Annotated in this window: 19 protein-coding genes, 1 tRNA gene and 1 pseudogene; 10 read left to right on the plus strand and 11 right to left on the minus strand. The window is 51.8% G+C overall.

Annotation, left to right across the window (positions count from 1 at the left end; all coding sequences use genetic code 11):
* A pseudogene (locus GOB85_RS08040) lies at positions 1-101 on the plus strand (IS5/IS1182 family transposase); the annotation flags it as partial.
* 54 nt (positions 102-155) lie between these two features.
* On the opposite strand, the gene GOB85_RS08045 reads toward GOB85_RS08040, so the two are convergent.
* Together GOB85_RS08045 and GOB85_RS08050 are read right to left on the minus strand one after the other, a co-directional pair.
* On the minus strand, positions 156-2,189 hold the full coding sequence (locus GOB85_RS08045) for a hypothetical protein (protein WP_173577115.1): 2,034 nt from the start codon (positions 2,187-2,189) through the stop codon (positions 156-158).
* A complete protein-coding gene (locus GOB85_RS08050) occupies positions 2,186-2,494 on the minus strand; it encodes a plasmid mobilization protein (protein WP_173577114.1) in 309 nt (102 codons plus the stop codon). The genes GOB85_RS08045 and GOB85_RS08050 overlap by 4 nt, the downstream gene beginning before the upstream one ends.
* 159 nt (positions 2,495-2,653) lie before the next feature.
* Here GOB85_RS08050 and GOB85_RS08055 point away from each other — a divergent pair, with 159 nt between their 5' ends.
* Positions 2,654-2,863: a hypothetical protein gene (locus tag GOB85_RS08055; protein ID WP_173577113.1), complete on the plus strand. Its 210-nt coding sequence runs from the start codon at positions 2,654-2,656 to the stop codon at positions 2,861-2,863.
* 132 nt (positions 2,864-2,995) lie between these two features.
* Here the strand turns inward: GOB85_RS08055 and GOB85_RS08060 are convergent, their stop codons facing one another.
* The 9 genes from GOB85_RS08060 to GOB85_RS19595 all read right to left on the minus strand — a co-directional run bounded on the left by GOB85_RS08060 (position 2,996) and on the right by GOB85_RS19595 (position 10,927).
* On the minus strand, positions 2,996-4,375 hold the full coding sequence (locus GOB85_RS08060; protein ID WP_173577112.1) for a hypothetical protein: 1,380 nt from the start codon (positions 4,373-4,375) through the stop codon (positions 2,996-2,998).
* A 139-nt stretch (positions 4,376-4,514) separates the two neighbouring features.
* Positions 4,515-4,910, minus strand: a complete 396-nt coding sequence (locus GOB85_RS08065; protein ID WP_173577111.1) for a hypothetical protein — start codon at positions 4,908-4,910, stop codon at positions 4,515-4,517.
* A gap of 8 nt (positions 4,911-4,918) precedes the next feature.
* The gene (locus tag GOB85_RS08070; RefSeq protein ID WP_173577110.1) at positions 4,919-6,514 is read right to left on the minus strand and encodes a DUF6538 domain-containing protein; all 1,596 of its coding nucleotides are present in this window, start codon (positions 6,512-6,514) and stop codon (positions 4,919-4,921) included.
* Between the two features lie 92 nt (positions 6,515-6,606).
* Positions 6,607-6,692: transfer RNA gene (locus tag GOB85_RS08075), tRNA-Leu, on the minus strand.
* Between the two features lie 67 nt (positions 6,693-6,759).
* Positions 6,760-7,512, minus strand: a complete 753-nt coding sequence (locus tag GOB85_RS08080) for a M48 family metallopeptidase (protein WP_173577109.1) — start codon at positions 7,510-7,512, stop codon at positions 6,760-6,762.
* Positions 7,509-8,024 carry a YcgN family cysteine cluster protein gene (locus tag GOB85_RS08085; RefSeq protein WP_173577108.1) on the minus strand — a complete coding sequence of 172 codons (516 nt, stop codon included), beginning with the start codon at positions 8,022-8,024 and terminating at the stop codon, positions 7,509-7,511. The genes GOB85_RS08080 and GOB85_RS08085 overlap by 4 nt, the downstream gene beginning before the upstream one ends.
* 137 nt (positions 8,025-8,161) lie before the next feature.
* Positions 8,162-8,629 (minus strand): hypothetical protein, encoded by a 468-nt coding sequence (locus GOB85_RS08090; RefSeq protein ID WP_173577107.1) that lies wholly within the window; start codon positions 8,627-8,629, stop codon positions 8,162-8,164.
* 19 nt (positions 8,630-8,648) lie between these two features.
* Positions 8,649-9,770, minus strand: coding sequence for an extracellular solute-binding protein (locus GOB85_RS08095; protein ID WP_242011373.1), 1,122 nt, complete (start codon positions 9,768-9,770; stop codon positions 8,649-8,651).
* A 2-nt stretch (positions 9,771-9,772) separates the two neighbouring features.
* Positions 9,773-10,927, minus strand: a complete 1,155-nt coding sequence (locus GOB85_RS19595; RefSeq protein ID WP_277875883.1) for an ATP-binding cassette domain-containing protein — start codon at positions 10,925-10,927, stop codon at positions 9,773-9,775.
* 118 nt (positions 10,928-11,045) lie between these two features.
* Between GOB85_RS19595 and GOB85_RS08105 the strand changes: the two genes are divergently transcribed.
* From GOB85_RS08105 to GOB85_RS08140, 8 genes are all read left to right on the plus strand, one after another.
* Positions 11,046-11,327 carry a DUF883 family protein gene (locus GOB85_RS08105; RefSeq protein WP_173577105.1) on the plus strand — a complete coding sequence of 94 codons (282 nt, stop codon included), beginning with the start codon at positions 11,046-11,048 and terminating at the stop codon, positions 11,325-11,327.
* A 138-nt stretch (positions 11,328-11,465) separates the two neighbouring features.
* Positions 11,466-11,927, plus strand: a complete 462-nt coding sequence (locus GOB85_RS08110; RefSeq protein ID WP_242011374.1) for a hypothetical protein — start codon at positions 11,466-11,468, stop codon at positions 11,925-11,927.
* A 605-nt stretch (positions 11,928-12,532) separates the two neighbouring features.
* Complete coding sequence (locus tag GOB85_RS08115; protein WP_173577104.1) at positions 12,533-13,072, plus strand: MarR family winged helix-turn-helix transcriptional regulator; 540 nt, start codon at positions 12,533-12,535, stop codon at positions 13,070-13,072.
* Positions 13,069-15,444, plus strand: coding sequence for an FUSC family protein (locus GOB85_RS08120; RefSeq protein ID WP_173577103.1), 2,376 nt, complete (start codon positions 13,069-13,071; stop codon positions 15,442-15,444). Before GOB85_RS08115 ends, GOB85_RS08120 begins: the two co-directional genes overlap by 4 nt.
* Entirely contained in the window at positions 15,438-15,632 is a 195-nt protein-coding gene (locus GOB85_RS08125) for a DUF1656 domain-containing protein (protein ID WP_173577102.1), read from the plus strand. Before GOB85_RS08120 ends, GOB85_RS08125 begins: the two co-directional genes overlap by 7 nt.
* Before the next feature lie 37 nt (positions 15,633-15,669).
* Positions 15,670-16,581: a biotin/lipoyl-binding protein gene (locus GOB85_RS08130; protein ID WP_173577101.1), complete on the plus strand. Its 912-nt coding sequence runs from the start codon at positions 15,670-15,672 to the stop codon at positions 16,579-16,581.
* A 136-nt stretch (positions 16,582-16,717) separates the two neighbouring features.
* Positions 16,718-18,226 (plus strand): efflux transporter outer membrane subunit, encoded by a 1,509-nt coding sequence (locus GOB85_RS08135; protein WP_408737059.1) that lies wholly within the window; start codon positions 16,718-16,720, stop codon positions 18,224-18,226.
* Positions 18,227-18,280: 54 nt separating this feature from the next.
* Positions 18,281-18,547 (plus strand): hypothetical protein, encoded by a 267-nt coding sequence (locus GOB85_RS08140; protein ID WP_173577099.1) that lies wholly within the window; start codon positions 18,281-18,283, stop codon positions 18,545-18,547.
* Positions 18,548-18,800: the final 253 nt, after the last annotated feature.

Below are 18,800 nucleotides of genomic sequence, written 5' to 3' on the forward strand. Positions count from 1 at the left end.
TCACGAAGGATGTCGAGACAACAATCTCGTCATCCTGCGCATGGTTGATGATTGCCCATATCCGCAGAGTTCTGCGAAAAATCAATCAAACCGCTTTCTGATTCAGGCTCTAAAAGAAACAAGGAATCCTGAGAGATAAATAACAAAATAAAATTTTATCTATTGAAAGACTGGCCTGATTTTTTCATTTTCTTACGATAGATATTTTTCTCTATTTCAGAAGGGTTTTCCTGCTCGATATCATTTTCATGAATGTTACCTATAGCGTTGGTTTTGTCTTTTTCCCGTTCTTCTCTTAGTGTTCTCATTGAATGCTCAGTCATAAGTTTATTGACTGAATCAACGTCTAAATCTTTAATATGAGATTCAAACTGTTCATATTCATCGGGATTAAGTTTTGAGAGTTCGATATTTTTAACCTTCTCTAATTTTCTTAACATTTCCCTTGCTATCTCGACTTCTGGTCTATTTTTGAAATCATTCAAAACACCATCTCGGTGATAGACCTTCATGGTCGATAATGAATTAATAGCTTTTGATTGGTCATCATGTTGTACCAGCAATTTTGCATATTCATTGCGTTTGTATTTCGCGAGAACTGCTTCTCGCTGTGCCTCGGTGAGATAGTGATTTTTATCAGGCTTGTTTTTCAGGAATCCCATTTTATGAAGCATGGAATCAATAATGAACTGAGCCAATAATTTAAGCTGTTCCATCTGCTCCTCTTCTTGAGCCGATTTTTTATTTTTTTGATATCCGTGATACAGGCCAGTTATTGAATTGGATTTTTTATCATGCTCTCGAATCTCTTTTCTCAACGTAATCAGATGATTTCGTCTTTCTTTAAAATCTGATAACTCTGATTTGAAATTTTTATATAAGAAGCTTCTGACTTGTTTATCATCGAGATGTTTTAATCGCGGATGTTCTTGATTAATAATATCAGTTTGTCTATTGATTTCGTTATTCACATATTTAGACCAGTTCCCCCATATCTCGTAAAAATTATAATCATGTATAACAAGCGTTTGCATTGATTCAGCCAATTTTTTTTGTGCGGATAACTGCATTTTAGTCAGTTCATCTTTTTCAGATTCTTGTTTGTTGAAGAAGCTAACAGCTTGTTTTTCTTCAATACTCATATCGTCAGTAGCAACAGATTTTTCTGAATCAACAGAAGCGATGATACTGGTGATATCCACGTCAGAAGGCTTCTGGGCTTTGCTTTGGTCGGTAGTGCTTGAAGCATCTTTATCGACTTCCTGAGGCTTCTCTGAGGTCTCCAAAGCAGGTCCACGGGATGCAATCCCTGGCGAGTTATCCATGGCGATTGTATCGCTGGGGATATGCCTCGCTATAAAGGAATCTATTGGAGAATCTGGCGAAGCTATGAGGGCATCAAGGTCTTTTTTTTTAATACCTGTAAGTCTGTTTACTGAACCGAGGAATATCCCGTTTTCGTCGTTCATGACGAGCATATCAGGCTTTTTTGTTCCGTTGGTTATGGTCCAGCCTTTGTCTTCAATTTTCTCTTTAAACTCACTGTATGTCTGACTTTCGGCAAAGAGATTTTTAATATCCTGTTTGATTTCATAGGTATCCTTTCCCAATCGTGTAAGTTTCTTGATTGTTCCTTCGGACATAGAATTCTGTGGTCTGTCTCCTTCGCAGAGTGGTGCTATTTTGTCTTTGTATTCCTCTGGGACATGATGCCAGACAGCACGATTATGGGCACCTTTAACAAGCTGAAAGCCATAATCGACTTCGGCCATACGGCTGATTTTTTCCTGACGCTGATAAAGGTTATCGAACGATTTAACTTTACCATTTTCAGGATTAACTAACCTCACACCGAGATGTGCATGTCTTGGGTCAGCGTTAGGGTCAGAGCGTTTGAAAGTATGGATAGCGGAGAAAACTATATCGTCATCTGAGATATGAAATTCCGCTTTCACTCTTTCAATCATCTCTTTGAATTGTTCATCGGTTAATGATTCTTTTGATGATATTTGAAAGTGTCTTATTCCATTTTTTCTATTGAATTGCTCCGCATCGACTAAAGCATTCTCGACATCCTGCAATGAGCCACCCAATAGCTGTACATCTTCATTTTTACTATTTTCAGATATATATGAAAATATTTCTTTAGCGGATGAATCAGATGACATAGGGTTTGATTCTACTATCATCTGAATAGTCTGAGCTTCTTATTAATATTATTTTGCGTATCCGAGATTGTTTTCAGTATTCCAGATATCTCAACAGATTCACCGCTATTCGAACGTTTTGCGATTTGGTTGAGATTGTTTCCGATAGCGGATAACTCTCTACGTAATAGTAGCAATTCATCTGAAATAAGTGAGCCACCAGCTTTTTCATTTAACAGGACAGCCCGAGCAAATCCCGAGACCTTAATTTTTTTACGTTTAGCAAAATCATGAATATCTTTATGTTCTTTATCCGATACTCGGATATGTATCATTTTCTCCATCATGGTTATGAATCTCCATGATTGTTATTGTAGCATATATTTGCAAATATCACTTATAGCGAGGCATATCCCCAGCGATACAATCGCTTATGAAGTTTATTCTAAACTTCAGGGATAACTCGCCAGGGATTGCATCCCGTGGACCTGCTAAGGAGAACATTGATGACTTCTGAGTTAATAGTCGATTCTAGCGATATCGATTTCACAAAAATTCCAGCAACTTTGAAAGACGGAAATAAAATATTGAAAGATATTAATGAATTGGGAATAAGTCACAAAATAAAATATGACGATAAGATAGAAAAATGGATAGCGATTCTAGACGGAGAAGAAGAAGAAATATTATATATTGTCATGAAGAATCCTCGGTAAATTTTACAATATTTATCCTGCTTCATCATTGGTGGTGGAGCAGGTTGCCGAGGTATCATATTTAATTATGTTGAGATGTGGGGATTTCATAATTTTCTCATATCTCGATACATTTCTCCAATATGTTCTGATTTATGATATTATGTTTTTGCTAAGGATAAAAAAATAATCCAATCCCTTCCATTTTGGAGGGGGTTGACCTCTACTTTCAATAATTTCAAATCTGAAAAATCCATCTAATACTATCTTGGTATTTATATATAAATAACTATAACCAAAATATAAAACATAACATCTTACGCGAGTATTTTTATAGAAATTGCGAGCCAGATTTGTATCAATGAAAACATTAATATATGTTCTCATTTCTCTGATTTTTCTTGATAAACCAACATACTTTATAGGCTCATCATTCTTACCTATTGAGTTGAGATAATCAGATTTAAATCCTTTTAGAGAAAATAATATATATCCATGAATGCCCTCAATTTTATCATTGATAGATTTTTTATCCATCATTTTTCTAATATGAAAAAGTCTATTTGATGATAAATAAGATAATGATTTATCACCGAAGTTTTTAATATATAGATTATTCCATATTGTTCTAATATCTCTTCTTAATCCTATAAATCCATGACGTGTATTAGGTTTACCATAGTCTTTAAAGATATAGCCGAGAACGCCCTCAAAGTCTGGTATTCTCTGGTCTACTTCTGGATTATCAGGATTTTCATTCCAGAAAAACTTAAAGATAATGTCTAACAATTCTAACCGTTGAGATTCATCTACATAGTAGATTATGTGTATGTGTGGAGTTTCGTCTTTGTGAAGTTCTATAACATATACACCAGTCCATATAATGCCCTTCCTATCAGCATATTTCTTTATATTATTGAGTCTGTTGTTAATTTCTTCATTGCATTGTTCAAAAGATAAACCACGATATTTTCTAGGTAATGTTCCTGATAAGAATGAACCGCTCATTGTTGGGTCATTGTCTCGTGTCATTCCTGCCAATTGCATTGAACTATTGAGACATTGAGATATCATCCAGTCTCTTGACCTGTTGTTTTTCTTTTTTGCATTAATGGAATCCTGAACACTGCGACCCATAATTTTTATTGATTCATAACGGGTTCTTTTGTTTAGATTAAAGTCTTGCTGAACTTCATCATCTTCAATAGACAAGCCAAGAACTCTACGCATGTTAATGCGTGCTTTGTCTGCTTTCCTTGCTAATTTTGTTCCTGTGATTCGCTGATGAGATTGTAATTCTGCATAAGAAAATGATGTCAGTTCAAAGCTATCAACAACAGATTTTTTCATGATTGAGAGCATACGAACGACATTAAGAGCCAGTTCATTAGCATCATTATCTGTTGATAAACCGCTCTTTTCTGCGACTAACTGATAAAGTTTATATCTGTAAAATGGGTGAAGAGCGGTAATGATATCATATATTGCGATATCGTTTTCATATATATGTTGCTCTAAATTATCATAGTCCATGCTCTCCTTTTGACAAAAGGGTTACAAAACGTCGGGAGATTATGCTATTATAATAACAACATACTCTACTGTTGTTTGGTTTTGTCGTGATTATCATTATAGCAGAGATTGTTAAGGGATAGAGAAATCTATCCCTTTTTTATTTGGTATGTACACCAATTACGTCCCAAACATCGATACCTTGTTGTTTTGCCATATGTCCATAGACGCTGGCGGCAACACCCGAGAATATATTATCTGGTCTTGATTGTTGGCATATGAATTTTATCAATGTGTCTTGTGCATCAGGTGATAATCGTTTGTCGTTTAGATTTACAGCAGGCTCACCTAAACCAGTTCGTACAGAGTTTAAAGCGCTAAAATAACCTGATTTCCATATTGAAAACGCTATTAAATAATTATTGTTTTCTATGAGCTTTAAATATTTTCCACAATTCACAGCGCCAACGCCATAAATTGACGCCTTTTCCTCTGCATGTAAGTTTTGATATGAAAGCAAAAAGGATAATGGAATGAGAAAAATGAGTTTTTTCATGATTGTTTCTAGTCCGTTTCCATGAGTTTTTTGATATTCCAGAACTCAGGATATACCACAGCATCAGCCACTCGTTTAAGGTTCTCAACATCTACTTCATCGAGATAAACCGTATTACCGACTGACTTATTATTTCCTTCATGACCAAGGAAATTATCAATCCAAACTTCTCTCAATCCACCTTCGCCATGCTCATGAATGTTTCTGAGCTTTGTTGAGGCATAATGACGGAAGGAATGGAAAACCGTAGTCGCAGGAATACCCAACCTGCTTTTATGGGTTGAGAAATTCCGCTGAATTAAACCCGAGCGTTTTTTGTCTTTTCCTGAAAATTTTAGTTCGGAGAAGATGTATGGGCTTTTCATCCTTCTAGATTTTTCAACGAATTCCATGAAGCCAGCATCAATAAGTTTTTGAGCTATAGGAACAACTCTGGCACCAGCTTCACTCTTCGGGTTCCACGCTGTCCAAGGTTCCTTTTTGGTTCCCTGATGCTCTTGGATGATAATGCAGGGGATACCTCGGATATCCTGAATATCTTCAACACGTATCCGGCAGATTTCTTCTAATCTCATACCAGTATATGAGCCAACACCAACGATATAGGCATATGTCTCTTTTGATATCGTCGTTGAGATATCGAATGATGCGTTAATGAGTTTTTCAAGATATTCATCAGACCATCTCACACGTTTGACTTTTTGTTTTGTGTCGAAGTTCCAGCCGATAAAAATATTCTTATCAACCAAATCACGGAGAAGATAATATCTCCAGATAGATGACATCTTTGAAAAATGATTTTTAATAGACTTACCCGATACCCGCTTTAATTTTTTCTTATTGGCTTCTTTAACAAGCTGAACAACAGTTCTTGTATCTCGGGTATTACGTCCATAGTTCTCTGGAAGCTGTTCCATTAACTCTTTGAAGTGTCCAGCATCCTGACCACCATAGAGACGGATTTCCTTATCTCCACAGCATTCGAGAAAACGCTTTATGGAACTGCGATAAGCTCGGAAGTCTGAGTCTTTCCAATCCTTTGAACTGGCAAGGATAAAGGCTTCGGATGCTTCAGAGAATAGAGGGGATTTCTGCGGTTCTTTGGGCTTTGTCCATGATTCGATATTATTGAAATGCCCCAAGATGTCGGACATTTTTTTCCTGATATCGAGGTCAGGGATATCCTTCATCAACTGATGAATTTTACTAACCTCGGCATTTGCATCTCCTGCAAATTTTAGAAAAGCATCATCCTGCTCAAGCCGCTCCAACAGATGCTCGGCGTTCATGACCTGATACTGTGATTTCAGGTTTGATAGCTCTGCTTCGTATGTTGATATGATGGTATCGAACAGAGGCTTGAACCGCTCATCAATGATATCCCTGATTGTATCATTGGCACTTTGAGCGAGTTCACGTTCCACAAGTTTCAGCCTTGAAAATAATTTATTTGTCAATCCACAAATCGCATAAGCACGATTTTTTGCAATGGGTTTGTCATTGGTATCGAGAGATACCCAAATCTCATTTTTTCCGATGAAATTGCGAATCCCATCAGGAACGCGTTGTCTGAAAGAGTACCCAGAGGCTCTACGGATGAGCATGTTGCGGTCCGTGTGTAGCAGACCTGTGTAGCAAAACACGGGTCTCAGGTTGTAGATAACCTGAAAAACCCAATGTTATCAATGCTTTATAGTGGTGCGAGCTGCGGGACTCGAACCCGCACGTCCCTGAGAACTCGAGATTTTAAGTCTCGTGCGTCTACCATTCCGCCAAGCTCGCCGGAGACAGCCGGGGTATCTGGCATAACCCAACAAGGCAAGGCGGGAATAAGCGAAAAGACCGGTTTTTAATCGACAGAGTGCCCGGCGCCAGCATGCAGCAGAGCGGCGCCATGCAGTTTGAGCCAGCGTTCAGCCTCATGACGGCGCGGAGTAAGCAGATCGACCAGTGCCCAGAATGCAGCACTGTGATTCAGATGCCGCAGATGGGCCAGCTCATGAAGAATGACGTAGTCCTGAACAAAAACCGGCGTCATGACGAGGCGCCAGGAGAGCATGACACGGCCTCTGGCAGTGCAGCTTCCCCACCGGCTCGTCGTGTCGCGAATGGCCACCTGCGCGGGCATGAGCCCCGTCCTCGCACCAAGCGCAGTCATCCGGTCTGCGAGCTTTCGGGTCGCCAGCCGGCGCAGAAAATCAGTGACACGACGCGGAATAAAAGCCGCGTCACCACTCACATGAATTTCAGACTGTTCAAGCCACGCGCCACCTGTTCCATGAGGCGTGTGGCAAATAACGTGGTCGGCGCCATCAATGGGAACTCGGCCACCAGCCTCAAAACGCGGCGTGTGCGCCCTGCGCTGCAACTGCTTCTCGATCCACCCTGTATGTGTCCGGAGAAGCCTCAGCCCGGCTTCCGTCGTCGCGGACGCGGGCAGGGTGACGATAACGCCGCGTGTCCGGGGACTGACACGCAGAGAAACCCGACGCGCGCGGGTGGATCGCCGCCATTCAACCGGAACCGGACCGTCCGGCATGGCGATGGAGCACGGAAGGCTCTGTGCCGGTCGGACGGAAGACGAACCGGAAGGTGGTATCATTGCCCGCCGTTTCGCCGGATTCTGACCTGTGACCGGGCCGGACGCGCTTCAGCGACCGATACTGTCGGAGTCTTCGCCGGCCACGTGACGATATACTCCTCAAGCGAGCCCGCTTCCCGTTCGCTGATGCACCGCCCGGAAGCCGATACGCCCGCCTCCATCACACTCTCAGCCGTCCCGGAAATCAGGGGATGCCAGGCGGGGAGCGATTCATCCTCGGAGAGAAGCCTGTAAGCACAGGTAGGGGGCAGCCAGTCGATGGTCCGAACCATCGTGGGCGTCAGCGTCACGCAATCCTGCACCTTGCGGTGCCGGCCCGGATAATCCTTGCAGCGACAGGTCGTCGTATCGAGAAGCCGGCAGGCGACATTGGTATAATAAAGACTGTCATCGTCTTCATCGCGCAGCTTGTGAAGGCAGCAGCGCCCACAGCCGTCACAGAGCGATTCCCACTCGGCGGTCGACATCTCATCAAGGGATTTTGTTTCCCAGAAGGGCAGCGTATTTGTCATGCCATCCATGATAAACGTGATGAGCGCTCCGCGGAAACAGACTTTTGACAGAATGCCACGGACATCAGACGCATCACTTGCGCAAACTCATGCAGAACCCGGACTACCCGGATATCGCTACAGTTCCCTGACGTCTCTCATGCCGCATGATGCGCATGCAGAATCACAACACGGGCCATCAGACAGGCAAGCAACGCGCCTGATCCGACTCCGAAAATCAACCGGTAGCGGAGTAAGGGAAGCCAGAGATGAACAATACGCTGCAGGCCGTTCGCACCGAGACCCTCTGCCGTTCGGGAAAGGTTGGGGTGAGCTTTTGATAAAGCCGTCAGCAAGGGCAGACTCAGCGTCGGACTGATCAGAATTCCCTGCACAACCGAAACCAGAATCATAAGCGGCTCCCCCGCAGGAGCATCCGGCGCGCTCAGCAGAGAGGGCAACCAGAACGCGATCATGATCGCCGGAATCCAGAGCGCGACAGAGGCAGTAAGCCAGCCTTGCCTGCGGGGCAGAACCAGCGTGATGAGAGCAGGAACCACCGCCGATACAAAGGTCACTGACGCATGAAGGATCAGCAGGCCGGGTTCTGACAGAAAGTCAGACATCAGGTGACTGACCGGCACATCAATGTTCGGACATCCACTGGCGGAATCGCTCCTCAATGGCAGGCAGATGATCGTGCCAGAAGGCATTATTAAGCGGGAGCGGCGGCAGAAAATGCGGAATACCCGGCCCCGTCCTGATGATCTGAGCCATCTCTCCGTCCTGCGTGCCCGACAGGCGCAGCGTCAGGGCATTTTTCTGTTCAGGTGCGGTAGCCCATGTTCGCAACCCGCGGGCAGCGGCGATGCCACGGGCCGTATCTGACGGAATGACCCAGTCATAATTCACACGAAACAGCGGAGAAGGCAGAAGACCGAATCCCGGATTCGGGGATGCTGCGTTTGTGGCGAGAACATCCACCGTCGCCGCCATCCCCATCAGCGCAGCGCCGGTGGTGAGAATGCGTATCGCCTCGGTCGACGTGGTCCACCAGACGATATAGGGGCGAAGCTGATTCAGGCGCCGGAAAGCATGATCAAGACCTTCCGGCGTGCTCAGAACCCGATAGACGGCATCCGGCGGCACGCCGTCCGAAAGCAGAGCGACCTCCAGCGTACTGCGCGGATCAGCACGAAGCCCGCGTTTTCCAGGATGACGCGCAACATCCCAGAAATCAGCCCAGTTCGGCGTGCCGTGGAAACGTGATGTGTCCCAGGCGAGCGCAAAATCAAGCGAAGGACCGGCACTATAACAGGCCGTGGAATCCTGTGCGGCAGACGCGACCGCTTCCGACGCCAGGAACACACCATCCCGGCACCCGGCCTGAGCAACCTCGTCTTCGACCAGAAGCAGAGACCAGTTGTGCCGCGCTGCTCCCGGCTTCTGTCGCAGGGTCGATAAGGTCCCGTCCCAGATCACGGCGGTCACGCGCTGGTGCGTATTACGGATGAACGGACGCCAGAGCACGTCGTTTAAGACGGTGCTCAGCGTGCCGGGCGGAACGCCCACAACAATCGCGGGAGGTCGGACCCGCACCGGATGCGCTTCGGCTCTGAGACTGGCCAGCCCGGCCGCAACTGCCAGAACGGCACTCAGAAGGCAGCGAAGAGCGATGCGCGGACGGCTGGCCGCAGTATCGTAGCGTGAGGGGACGTGCTGGATCGCGCGCTGCAAGGTTGGGCCTGAACTAAAAATAATCTCCAAGATTAACCCTGTTTCCCGCCAGACGGAAAGGCCAGTGCATTTCCCGCTCTCCAGGCAAGGAGCGCAGTGCTGCCAGGCGAGACGCCCGGCGCCATGGTGCCGGGTGGCCGGTGAACCGTCAGCTCTGTCCCGTCCGCAAGCCTGAAACGCAGAACGATGAGATCTCCGAGATGAATTACATCCAGAAGAGTGGCCGGCAGACACCCTTCCGACTCCTCCTGAGTTGCCGCCTGTCTTCGCTGGAAAAGAGGGGCAATCTGGTTGGGACGCACACAAAGTTCGACCAGATCCCCCTCTGTCAGAGACGGATCGGCCATCGCTTCCATCTCTCCTCCACAGGCAAGCCGAACATGGGCAATGTCATCATCAACGGAGATAGCCAGTCCGATCAGAACATTTGCATCACCCATGGCCGAAGCGACTCGCGGTGATGCCGGACGCTCAATAAGGGTGGCGGCATCACCAAGCTGAAGCAGGACACCATCTGCCATAACGCCGATCCGACGCGCCGCCGCCAGCGCGTCGGCTCTGTCCCGCGTGATCAGCAGCAGGCTCAGAGCGCGTGCGCGCCGTAGCCTGATCAGCCGCAGATGAATGTCACGACGCGTTTCCGCATCAAGCCCGGAAAAAATATCATCCAGAATGACGACACCCGGCTCAGTAGCCAGCGCGCGCGCCAGAGCCGCTCTGAGGCGCTGTCCATCTGAAAGCCCGGGAGGACGGGTGTTTGCTATGCTATCGAGACCCAGAAGAGCCAGCCGCTCGTCCGTGAGACGCCTGAGCTCAGACGCCGGAATACCCTTCACGCGCAGTGGAAACGCAACATTTTCCCTGACAGTGAGATGATCAAACAGCACTTCCCGGCGGCTCACGACGGCAATGCCCCGCGTCCCGGCAGGCCGGTGCGTGACGTCCTGCCCGGCAACAGTCATCCGGCCCGACACGAATGGGTGATGTCCCGCGAGAGTATCGGCGACAACGCCACGTTCGTCGCCGGTCTCGGAAAGACTGAACAGAGCCAGACACTCTCCGTCCTCCAGCGAAAAGGTCAGCGGGAACCGACCGCGCGACAGCACCGCCGCGACGAGAGAAAGAGAAGCTGTCGTCGCCGGTGCCGGAGAGCGCTGCCCCGCTAAGGATGCATGCTGGGTCATCATGAGCAGCATGGAACCACAGATACAAAAGCGCGTTAAGATCGCAACAGTTCCGTCGGCAGACTCCCGGAAAAACCGGTGCCCGCTGGCGGACTGACCGCATTGTGAGGAGCAGGGACACATGTCCGCTGAAAAAATTAAGAAAAATGCTGAGCAGACTGTCAGCGAGGCAGCGACGACCGCACGTGAAGAGCTGGATTCACTCAAAAACCAGCTGGAGCAGTTTCTGAATCATCATGTCGTCCCGACTCTTTCTGACGCCGCGAACTCCGCCGTTACGAATGCCCGCGACATTGCTGAGCACCAGAAGAAGAGTGTTGAGACAAAAGTGAGCGCAAAACCGCTGCTTTCCATCGGAATCTCCGCCGTCGTCGGGTTTGTCCTGGGCCGGATGTCGCGGTAAGGTCCCGCCCCGAGACATCCCTCTCCGGGGTGTCCGGGGCTAAGAGACAGCACTGTGTCCAGTTGTGGACAGAGTGCGAAAATCTGCTTCGGGCACTTCAGAAGAGGTGATTCGGAAACAGAAGCCGGCTCATCTTCGATGCCGGTCTTGAAGCAGGGTGGCCCGGGACTTATGCGCATCTTCGAAGCAGGCAAAGCCGCCGCAGCGGCGGAAGTGGAGCTCCTTCAGCAGAAGGCAATGCGCCTGGGCCGACAGGCCGCGTTCCTGGTAGCCGCCGCCATTCTCGGATTCTTCTCCCTGATTACCGGACACGCTCTGCTCTGGGCCATCTTCCTGTTTAAATTTGGTTTCGGGCCTGTCGGAGCCCCGGCCGCGGTCTTCGGACTTGATATCTTCCTGGCTCTGGCCTTCGTCTTCTTCGGTCGCCATTCCTATCTTCTGCCAGCCGAAGTCGAGGCCAGAATGAGCCGGGACCGTCACTATAATGAACTGAGACAGGCTGCTTCCATCGCCGCTGTGGCCACGACCGTAACAGGTCCTGTCGGGCGTTTTGCAGGCCGCAAGATGTGGAATATCGTTTCCCGCCGTCGTCGCACCTGATCCTCCAGTGTCAGCGGGTTCTGACCTCTGACCTGGGAGAGACTGACAGGCGTAAGGGCCGGCAGGGTCCCGCACCCGGAAGGGGTCGCAGACCCCTTCACCCCAACCAGTTGATCAACAGGCCGGTTCCTAAAGGCTCTGTTGTTGTTATGTGTTGATCTGTGATTTTTCAAAGGGTTAGCAAAAGACCGGGCTCTGCCCGAACCCGGCAGGGACCGCAGGTCCCTGCACCCCGATAAAATGGTTTCCAAAGGTCTGTGACCTTTGGTGGGTTCAAGGGCAAAGCCCTGGGAAGGTGCCAGCACTTAATGACAACAGAGATTTTGCAAACCGTTTTATGATCAGCAAACCGGGGTGCAGTGGCCTGTGGTCTCTGCCAGATCCGGGCCGAGCCCGGATACCCCTTCCCACAGGTCAATCTTCACGGCTTCTGGTATAAAACGGCACCTGAAACCAGGCGGGCTTCTGGCCCGCTTTTTTGTGATTACCTGACGCGTCCTTACAAATGTGATGCGCAGATCCGACAGGAATATCTTGTCTGGCCATAATAATAAGCATACGAACTGTTAGCGTCCTTCTTATACGGGTCCTGAAACAGTCTCCGCATGCCCCTTTCCGCAACAGAATCCGACGAAACCGCACGCGATCTCACCGGACGCAGACGCAGATTCGGACACCGCCTCGCACGTCTGGCAACCCTCTGGCGGCGCGAGATCGACCATGATCTGCGGCAGTTCAATCTCACCGACGCGACATGGCGGCCGCTCTACTATCTCCGGTCACTGCCCTCCCCGGTAAGGCAAACGGACCTCGCCCGGGCGCTGTCTGTCGAAGCGCCGTCTCTGGTGCGTGTCCTTGATGTGCTGGAAAAACAGCGGCTCGTATCCCGCGACGTGGATCCGGATGATCGCCGGTCCAAACTGATTACTCTCACGCCAGCCGGAACGGTCATGGCAGACCGGGTTCTCCGGGCCGCGGACAGTGTTGGCGAACGATTGCTTTCCGATGTGTCAGAAGAGGCCCTGAATCAAAGCCTTGCTGTTTTTGATCAGGTCTGGTCCGTCCTTCAGGAGGGACGGGAAACAGACCGAATTCACCCGGATGCCAGACCTGTGCGATCAGTGTCATCGAATCGGACGCCATGAGCAGTTCGGCGACAATCCCCGAGCCCGCCGCACCGCGCCCGATCCGGCACGTGCTGACATGGGGAGAGATCCTTCTCAGAGAGTGGCGTTACGAATGGTCCCGCCTTCGGCCGACCGTTCTTTACGCCGTGCGCGTCGCGCTTTCGGTTGGTCTGGCGCTCTGGCTCGCCGGCTTCCTGATGCTCGAACAGCCGATTTCGGCAGTGACGACCGTGCTCATCGTCGCCAATCCGACCCCCGGCGCGCTGATGTCGAAAAGCATCTGGCGTATTATCGGCACTCTTATCGGCACAACATTCGGCATCACTCTGATGGCCGTGTTCCCGCAGCAACCTGTGCTCTTTTTTGCCGGGCTCGCTTCCCTGGTCGGAGCCGCCTGCTGCGTCGCCACGCTGCTTCGCTTCTACCGGGCGTACGCCGCCGTGCTGTCCGGCTACACGATCATCATCATAGCGGTGAGCGCTTTCGACGATCCTGACCTGATCTTTCTCAGCGCCATGTCACGGCTCTCGGTCGTTGTTGTCGGCATTATCAGTACAGCCGTCGTCTTTCAGATCACATCGATGAAGAGCCCCAATACAGCCGCGACACGTATTGAACTGCTGCTTCGGGATGTCCTGTCCCAGTTTGCGTCACTGTCACCCACAGAACGGGACGCCGGGGCGCCCCGCTCCGATGAAGCCGGCCAGGAGGGCGCGTTCCGTGAAATGGATGCGACCGCTTATGGCGCACGTGCCCGCCTTCTCGCCCAGGCCGCTGCTGTGACGGAAGCCATCGAATATGCGTCTTCCGTAGATTATGAGGTCAGCCGCCGATCAGCGGCCCTCCACCAGGGCGTGTCGCGGCTGCTCGGATTGCTGAGCACGCATCATGCCGCATGGCAGCAACTCCCCTCAGGTGACGCATCGCGCGTGATCCGCGCCCGCTCGATCTCGGGAACCCTGATGCGGGAACTGGCCGATATGCCAGCCGAAACACTGCTCCATGCTGATCCCGCCCCGATTCGCGCGAGGATCAGCACCGCAATCCTGAAGATCGAAAAGCTGGCGCAGGAAACACCGGATCTTTCCGGCCTTGCGGCTATCGATACCGAACGCGACATCGTGGTTCAGCTTGGCCTCGCCGTAGATAACCTCTCCGACGTCGCCTGGCGTGAGCGGGGGGTCAGGCTCATGCCCCTGTTCGAATGGCCGGCTGCTCTGCGTAACGGAGCACGTGGCATGCTCGTGACGCTGATCGGCTGCCTGATGTGGTACGTCCTGCACTGGTCATCCGCACCAAACATGCTGGTTTATCTCATCGCAGCGTCATGTCTGCTGGCCACCGCGCCATCGGCAACACGCGGCGCCGTTCTTCTGGCATCGGGAACCGCACTCGCTGTTCCGGCCTGCTATGTTTTCCAGACGTTTCTTCTGCCCAGGACCGATGGATTCCCTCTGCTCTGGGCATCCCTGGTCCTTTGCCTGCTGCCAGGAATATGGATTCAGTTCCATCCGAAATACGCCCTGCGCGGATTTGGCTACGCCGTGTTTTTCAACGTGATGGCTCGGGTACAGAATCCCGTTCGATACGATGACATCGCGCTGTTCAACGGATGGTTCGCGTTTCTGATCGCCGCCGCCCTGCTGGCGCTCGTCTTCCGGGTGATCCTTCCTGCCGATCAGCGCCTGGATGTCTCCCGGCTCGTCACCGCACTCTGCCGGTCCGTCCAGAAATTCGCTGCCCTCCCTCTGCGAAAAGAAGTCAGCTGGCCCGGCTGGGAATATCTGCAGATGCAACGGGTGCTGCGCCTGAGCCAGCGTCTGGCTTTTGTCGATACAAGTGAGCGCGTGTTTCACGTAACAGATGCAGCCCTCGCCGCCGTCGCCCTCGGGCGCGTCGTCATGCGCCTGCGAACCTTACTGCGCGATGGAGACGCGACTCCGCAGCAGGAGAAGGCCGTCATGCACGCGCTGGAGTCATTGCGTGACCTGAGGCGTGACCCATTGGCCACAGCTGAACGCCTGCGTGCATCCGCCGTGGCGATCAGGCCCGGTCTGGCTCAGTCGCCGTCATCTGCGCCCGTCCGCCGTGAGGAGGGACAGCACCTGGTCCGTCCGGCGGCAGTTTCCGGGGCCTGGATGGGCGAGGACGGTGACATTTCCGGCACTGAAGACATGCGCCCGGATGAGAATGTGGCAGTTATGGGCACCGCCAGACGCATGGCAGCCTGTCTCGTACAGGCTGCACAGCTTATCGACGCCGTGCCGGGTTTCTTTCATAAGGAAGGCCCGATGCAGCAAGGCGCGGATCATCCCCGCGCTCATACGGATCTGCGCCTGTTGACCATGCCACGCCCGAGACGACCTGACCCGAGAGCTGCCTCATGCTGACCGAGTTTAATCTGTTCGGCGTGTTCATGGCGCCGATTGTGGTCTACGCGCTCGCCGCGCTGCCTGTGACGATATTCGTGCGGTTTCTGCTCTGGTGGAGCGGGGTCATGCGCTGGTTCTGGCACTTCGCTCTTTTCGAGGTTGCGCTTTACACCTGTATTCTCTGTCTTCTCATTCTTTATGTCTGAGCTGTTTCTTCCGCTTGAAGGTTTTTGAGTCACCGCAATGCCGCTGCTCCGCACTCTGATCCGCGTGATTTTGACCCTGGCTGTCGTCGCGCTGGCTGTCGTCCTCGGGATCACCCTGTGGAACACATACATGATCGCACCCTGGACGCGTGACGGTCGCGTTCGTGTGTATGTCGTGGATGTGGCGCCTGAAGTTCCAGGCACCGTTGTTCAGGTCCCCGTCGTCGACAACCAGTTCGTCCATAAAGGCGATCCGCTCTACGTGCTCGATCCCGTCCGGTTCCGCCTGGCGATCCGTGAAGCACAGGCCAGGCTTGATGGCGCGCTTGAAGATCTGAAGCTCAAGCAGAATGACGCGAAGCGCCGCATGGGGCTGTCCGGCATCGTCTCGGCTGAAGAACAGGAAGTCTTCAATTCAAGTGTCGCAACGCAAATCGCGGCCGTCGATGCCGCGCGCGCTGCGCTTGATGTCGCAAAGCTGAACCTTCAGCGCTCGGTGCTCTATTCGCCGGTGAACGGCTACATCACGAACCTGAACCTGCGTGTCGGTGATTATGCTACAGCCGGACAGGCCCGTCTGGCAGTCATCGATTCAGATTCATACTGGGTTTATGGTTACTTCGAGGAAACGAAGATGTGGGGCGTCCATGTCGGAGACGCCGCCCGCGTGAAACTGATGGGCTACAAACAGATTATCCCTGGCCACGTCATCTCGATTGCCCGCGGTATCAACGACACGAACGGAAATCCGGACAGGCTCGGCCTGCAGGACGTCAATCCGATCTTCACCTGGGTCCGTCTTGCACAGCGTATCCCTGTTCGTATCCATCTGGAGAATGTGCCTGAAGGGGTGACTCTGGCTGCCGGCATGACGGCAACGATCAGTGTTGGCCCTGAGTCGAGAAGCCGCCGGGGTAAGCTGACCACATGGCTGCAGGACCACTTGTGAGCCAGCGGACGCGATGATGCACAGAGCAATGGTTGCTGAAAATTCGTCGAATGCAGGGATTTGCCCGGACCGCTCAGAGTCCGGCGGCATGCCTGTGGCCCCGGTCTCTCCGGCATGGCGTGCGCGTCTTGCCGGAATGCGCCGGCGGGCCGTCCTCTTTCTCTCGGCAGGCTCTCTTCTGGCCGGATGCTCGGTCGGACCGAATTTCCAGCCTGACCGGATGAAGCTGCCCCCGGGCTTCACCGAAACAGCCGAGGAACACCCGGCAACACCCGAGGAAATCGCCCATACCGACAAGGAAATGACGGAGTGGTGGTCGAGTTTTAATGACCCCGTTCTGACAAAGCTCGTCGAGGCAGCGATTAAAGGGAACTACGATCTGCAGATCGCCGGACAGAGAATTCTGTCGGAGCGGGCTATGCGGGACAAAGCGGCTTCAGCCTGGTATCCGCAGGTCGATGCCAATGCAGGTGGCGGCGACGTCCGTTATTCTCTGAACATCGATAACTGGCCGCTTCGTCCCGGCAATCCTGCAAACCGTCCCGAAGCCTCCATGCTGACATACGGTATGTCGGCAACCTGGGAAATCGATGTCTTCGGGCGTATCCGGCGCAGCGTCGAAGCCCAGGAACACGCGGTTGAAGCCTCCGTCGAAGGCCGCCGCGCCCTGCTGATGACGCTGCTGTCCGAACTCGCGAATGATTACATGCTGCTGCGCGTGACGCAGCTTCAGATCCAGATCGCGACCAACAATATCCGCGTCGCCCAGGACAGCCTCGATCTGACAAACCGGCTCTATGCGGAAGGTCTGGGTAACACCCTGCAGATCGCGCAGGCACAGGCCGAACTCGATGCGCAGATCGCCGCGCGTGAGCCGCTCAAGACCCGCGTCTCCCAGGTCGCCCACGCGATCTCGGTGCTGGTCGGTGAAATGCCCGGCACGCTCGAAGAAGAGCTGAAAATCGTAAAGCCTCTGCCTGTTGTGCCGGCATTCCCTGCCACAATGCCGTCAATCGTGATCGCGAACAGGCCTGACATCCGGATGGCTGAGCGTAATTACGCTGTGGCGACGGCTCAGATCGGCGTCGCCGTGTCGGATCTTTATCCACACTTCGTGATTCCGCTGAACTTCAACCCGAATGCCTCGGCGATGTATCAGCTCTTCCAGGCCAACGCGATGAGCTGGCAATTCCTGATGATGGCAAGCCTGCCACTGATCCACGGCGGCAAATACACCTCAGCCGTTCGCGCGGCCCAGGCCGAAGCGGAAGCCGCCAGACTGAATTATCGTCAGACCGTGCTGACCGGTTTCAGGGAGGTCGAGGATGCCATGGCCGCATGGCATGATGACATCGAATACCAGGAGCAGTTGCATAAAGCGGCCGAAGACAGTTCGCTCGCCAGCGAGCGGGCCCGCAAGCTCTACGCCGCCGGCCTGATCGGATTCCTGGACGTTCTGACCACCGAGCGGACGACACTGAACGCACAGAACGCGGAAGCTCTTTCGAGGCTCGAACGTCTGCGTGATGCCGTCAATCTGTACACCGCAATCGGCGCCGGCTGGCGTGGCGTCCCGCTGACAAGTTCGGCGCTGCCGGTCTCGCTTGAAACGCAGAATATCTGGGCACGCGCGCTCAAACAGTAAACGATCAGGCGGGCGAGGCGTTCTCTCCGACATGGACTGAAATCGAGGAGCCTTATGTCGTCTGGCGAACCGAACTATATGCGCCGCCTCGTAATCATTCTTGCGAGTCTGTTTTTCGGGTTCACACTCGTCATTATTTCCGGATGGGGGCTGATCTATAATCCCGGAGACGGCGATTCATGGCTGATCTGGTCCCTGCGTCGCACGCCCCTTTTACTGGGCGTTATCCTCCTGGTGACCGGTTTTGTCCTGCTCCGGAAGCCGGTTGAGACTGACCCCTCCGCGCCGCAGGATGACGTGGAAAACATGGACGGTGCATAAGAGGCCGCCCTCTGCCTGCGATCCGACACGCGTTCCAGAGCAGAATTTCCGGACGCCGATATTCACGACCGTCACAGTTAAATGGCTCTGTCAGCGGCCGGCCCTTTCTCAGGGCTTTGCCCTGAAACCCACCAAAGGTCACAGACCTTTGGAAACCATCTTATTATAAATAAACCGGGGGAAAGGGGTCTGCGACCCCTTTCGGGTTCGGGCAGAGCCCGGTCTTCTGCTAATTCTCTGAAAAATCACAGAT

It is taken from the genome of Acetobacter fallax (assembly GCF_011516735.1).
Lineage (GTDB): Bacteria > Pseudomonadota > Alphaproteobacteria > Acetobacterales > Acetobacteraceae > Acetobacter > Acetobacter fallax.

Bases quoted from the DNA above. Each gene is read 5' to 3' on its own strand.
- GOB85_RS08090 (WP_173577107.1), bottom strand. From the start codon at position 8,629: ATGTCTGACTTTCTGTCAGAACCCGGCCTGCTGATCCTTCATGCGTCA.
- GOB85_RS08140 (WP_173577099.1), top strand. From the start codon at position 18,281: ATGTCGTCTGGCGAACCGAACTATATGCGCCGCCTCGTAATCATTCTT.
- GOB85_RS08105 (WP_173577105.1), top strand. From the start codon at position 11,046: ATGTCCGCTGAAAAAATTAAGAAAAATGCTGAGCAGACTGTCAGCGAG.
- GOB85_RS08135 (WP_408737059.1), top strand. From the start codon at position 16,718: ATGCGCCGGCGGGCCGTCCTCTTTCTCTCGGCAGGCTCTCTTCTGGCC.
- GOB85_RS08120 (WP_173577103.1), top strand. From the start codon at position 13,069: ATGAGCAGTTCGGCGACAATCCCCGAGCCCGCCGCACCGCGCCCGATC.
- GOB85_RS08080 (WP_173577109.1), bottom strand. From the start codon at position 7,512: ATGATACCACCTTCCGGTTCGTCTTCCGTCCGACCGGCACAGAGCCTT.
- GOB85_RS08055 (WP_173577113.1), top strand. From the start codon at position 2,654: ATGACTTCTGAGTTAATAGTCGATTCTAGCGATATCGATTTCACAAAA.
- GOB85_RS08130 (WP_173577101.1), top strand. From the start codon at position 15,670: ATGCCGCTGCTCCGCACTCTGATCCGCGTGATTTTGACCCTGGCTGTC.
- GOB85_RS08085 (WP_173577108.1), bottom strand. From the start codon at position 8,024: ATGACAAATACGCTGCCCTTCTGGGAAACAAAATCCCTTGATGAGATG.
- GOB85_RS08065 (WP_173577111.1), bottom strand. From the start codon at position 4,910: ATGAAAAAACTCATTTTTCTCATTCCATTATCCTTTTTGCTTTCATAT.
- GOB85_RS19595 (WP_277875883.1), bottom strand. From the start codon at position 10,927: ATGATGACCCAGCATGCATCCTTAGCGGGGCAGCGCTCTCCGGCACCG.
- GOB85_RS08050 (WP_173577114.1), bottom strand. From the start codon at position 2,494: ATGATGGAGAAAATGATACATATCCGAGTATCGGATAAAGAACATAAA.
- GOB85_RS08115 (WP_173577104.1), top strand. From the start codon at position 12,533: ATGCCCCTTTCCGCAACAGAATCCGACGAAACCGCACGCGATCTCACC.
- GOB85_RS08060 (WP_173577112.1), bottom strand. From the start codon at position 4,375: ATGGACTATGATAATTTAGAGCAACATATATATGAAAACGATATCGCA.
- GOB85_RS08070 (WP_173577110.1), bottom strand. From the start codon at position 6,514: ATGCTCATCCGTAGAGCCTCTGGGTACTCTTTCAGACAACGCGTTCCT.
- GOB85_RS08125 (WP_173577102.1), top strand. From the start codon at position 15,438: ATGCTGACCGAGTTTAATCTGTTCGGCGTGTTCATGGCGCCGATTGTG.
- GOB85_RS08045 (WP_173577115.1), bottom strand. From the start codon at position 2,189: ATGATAGTAGAATCAAACCCTATGTCATCTGATTCATCCGCTAAAGAA.
- GOB85_RS08110 (WP_242011374.1), top strand. From the start codon at position 11,466: ATGCCGGTCTTGAAGCAGGGTGGCCCGGGACTTATGCGCATCTTCGAA.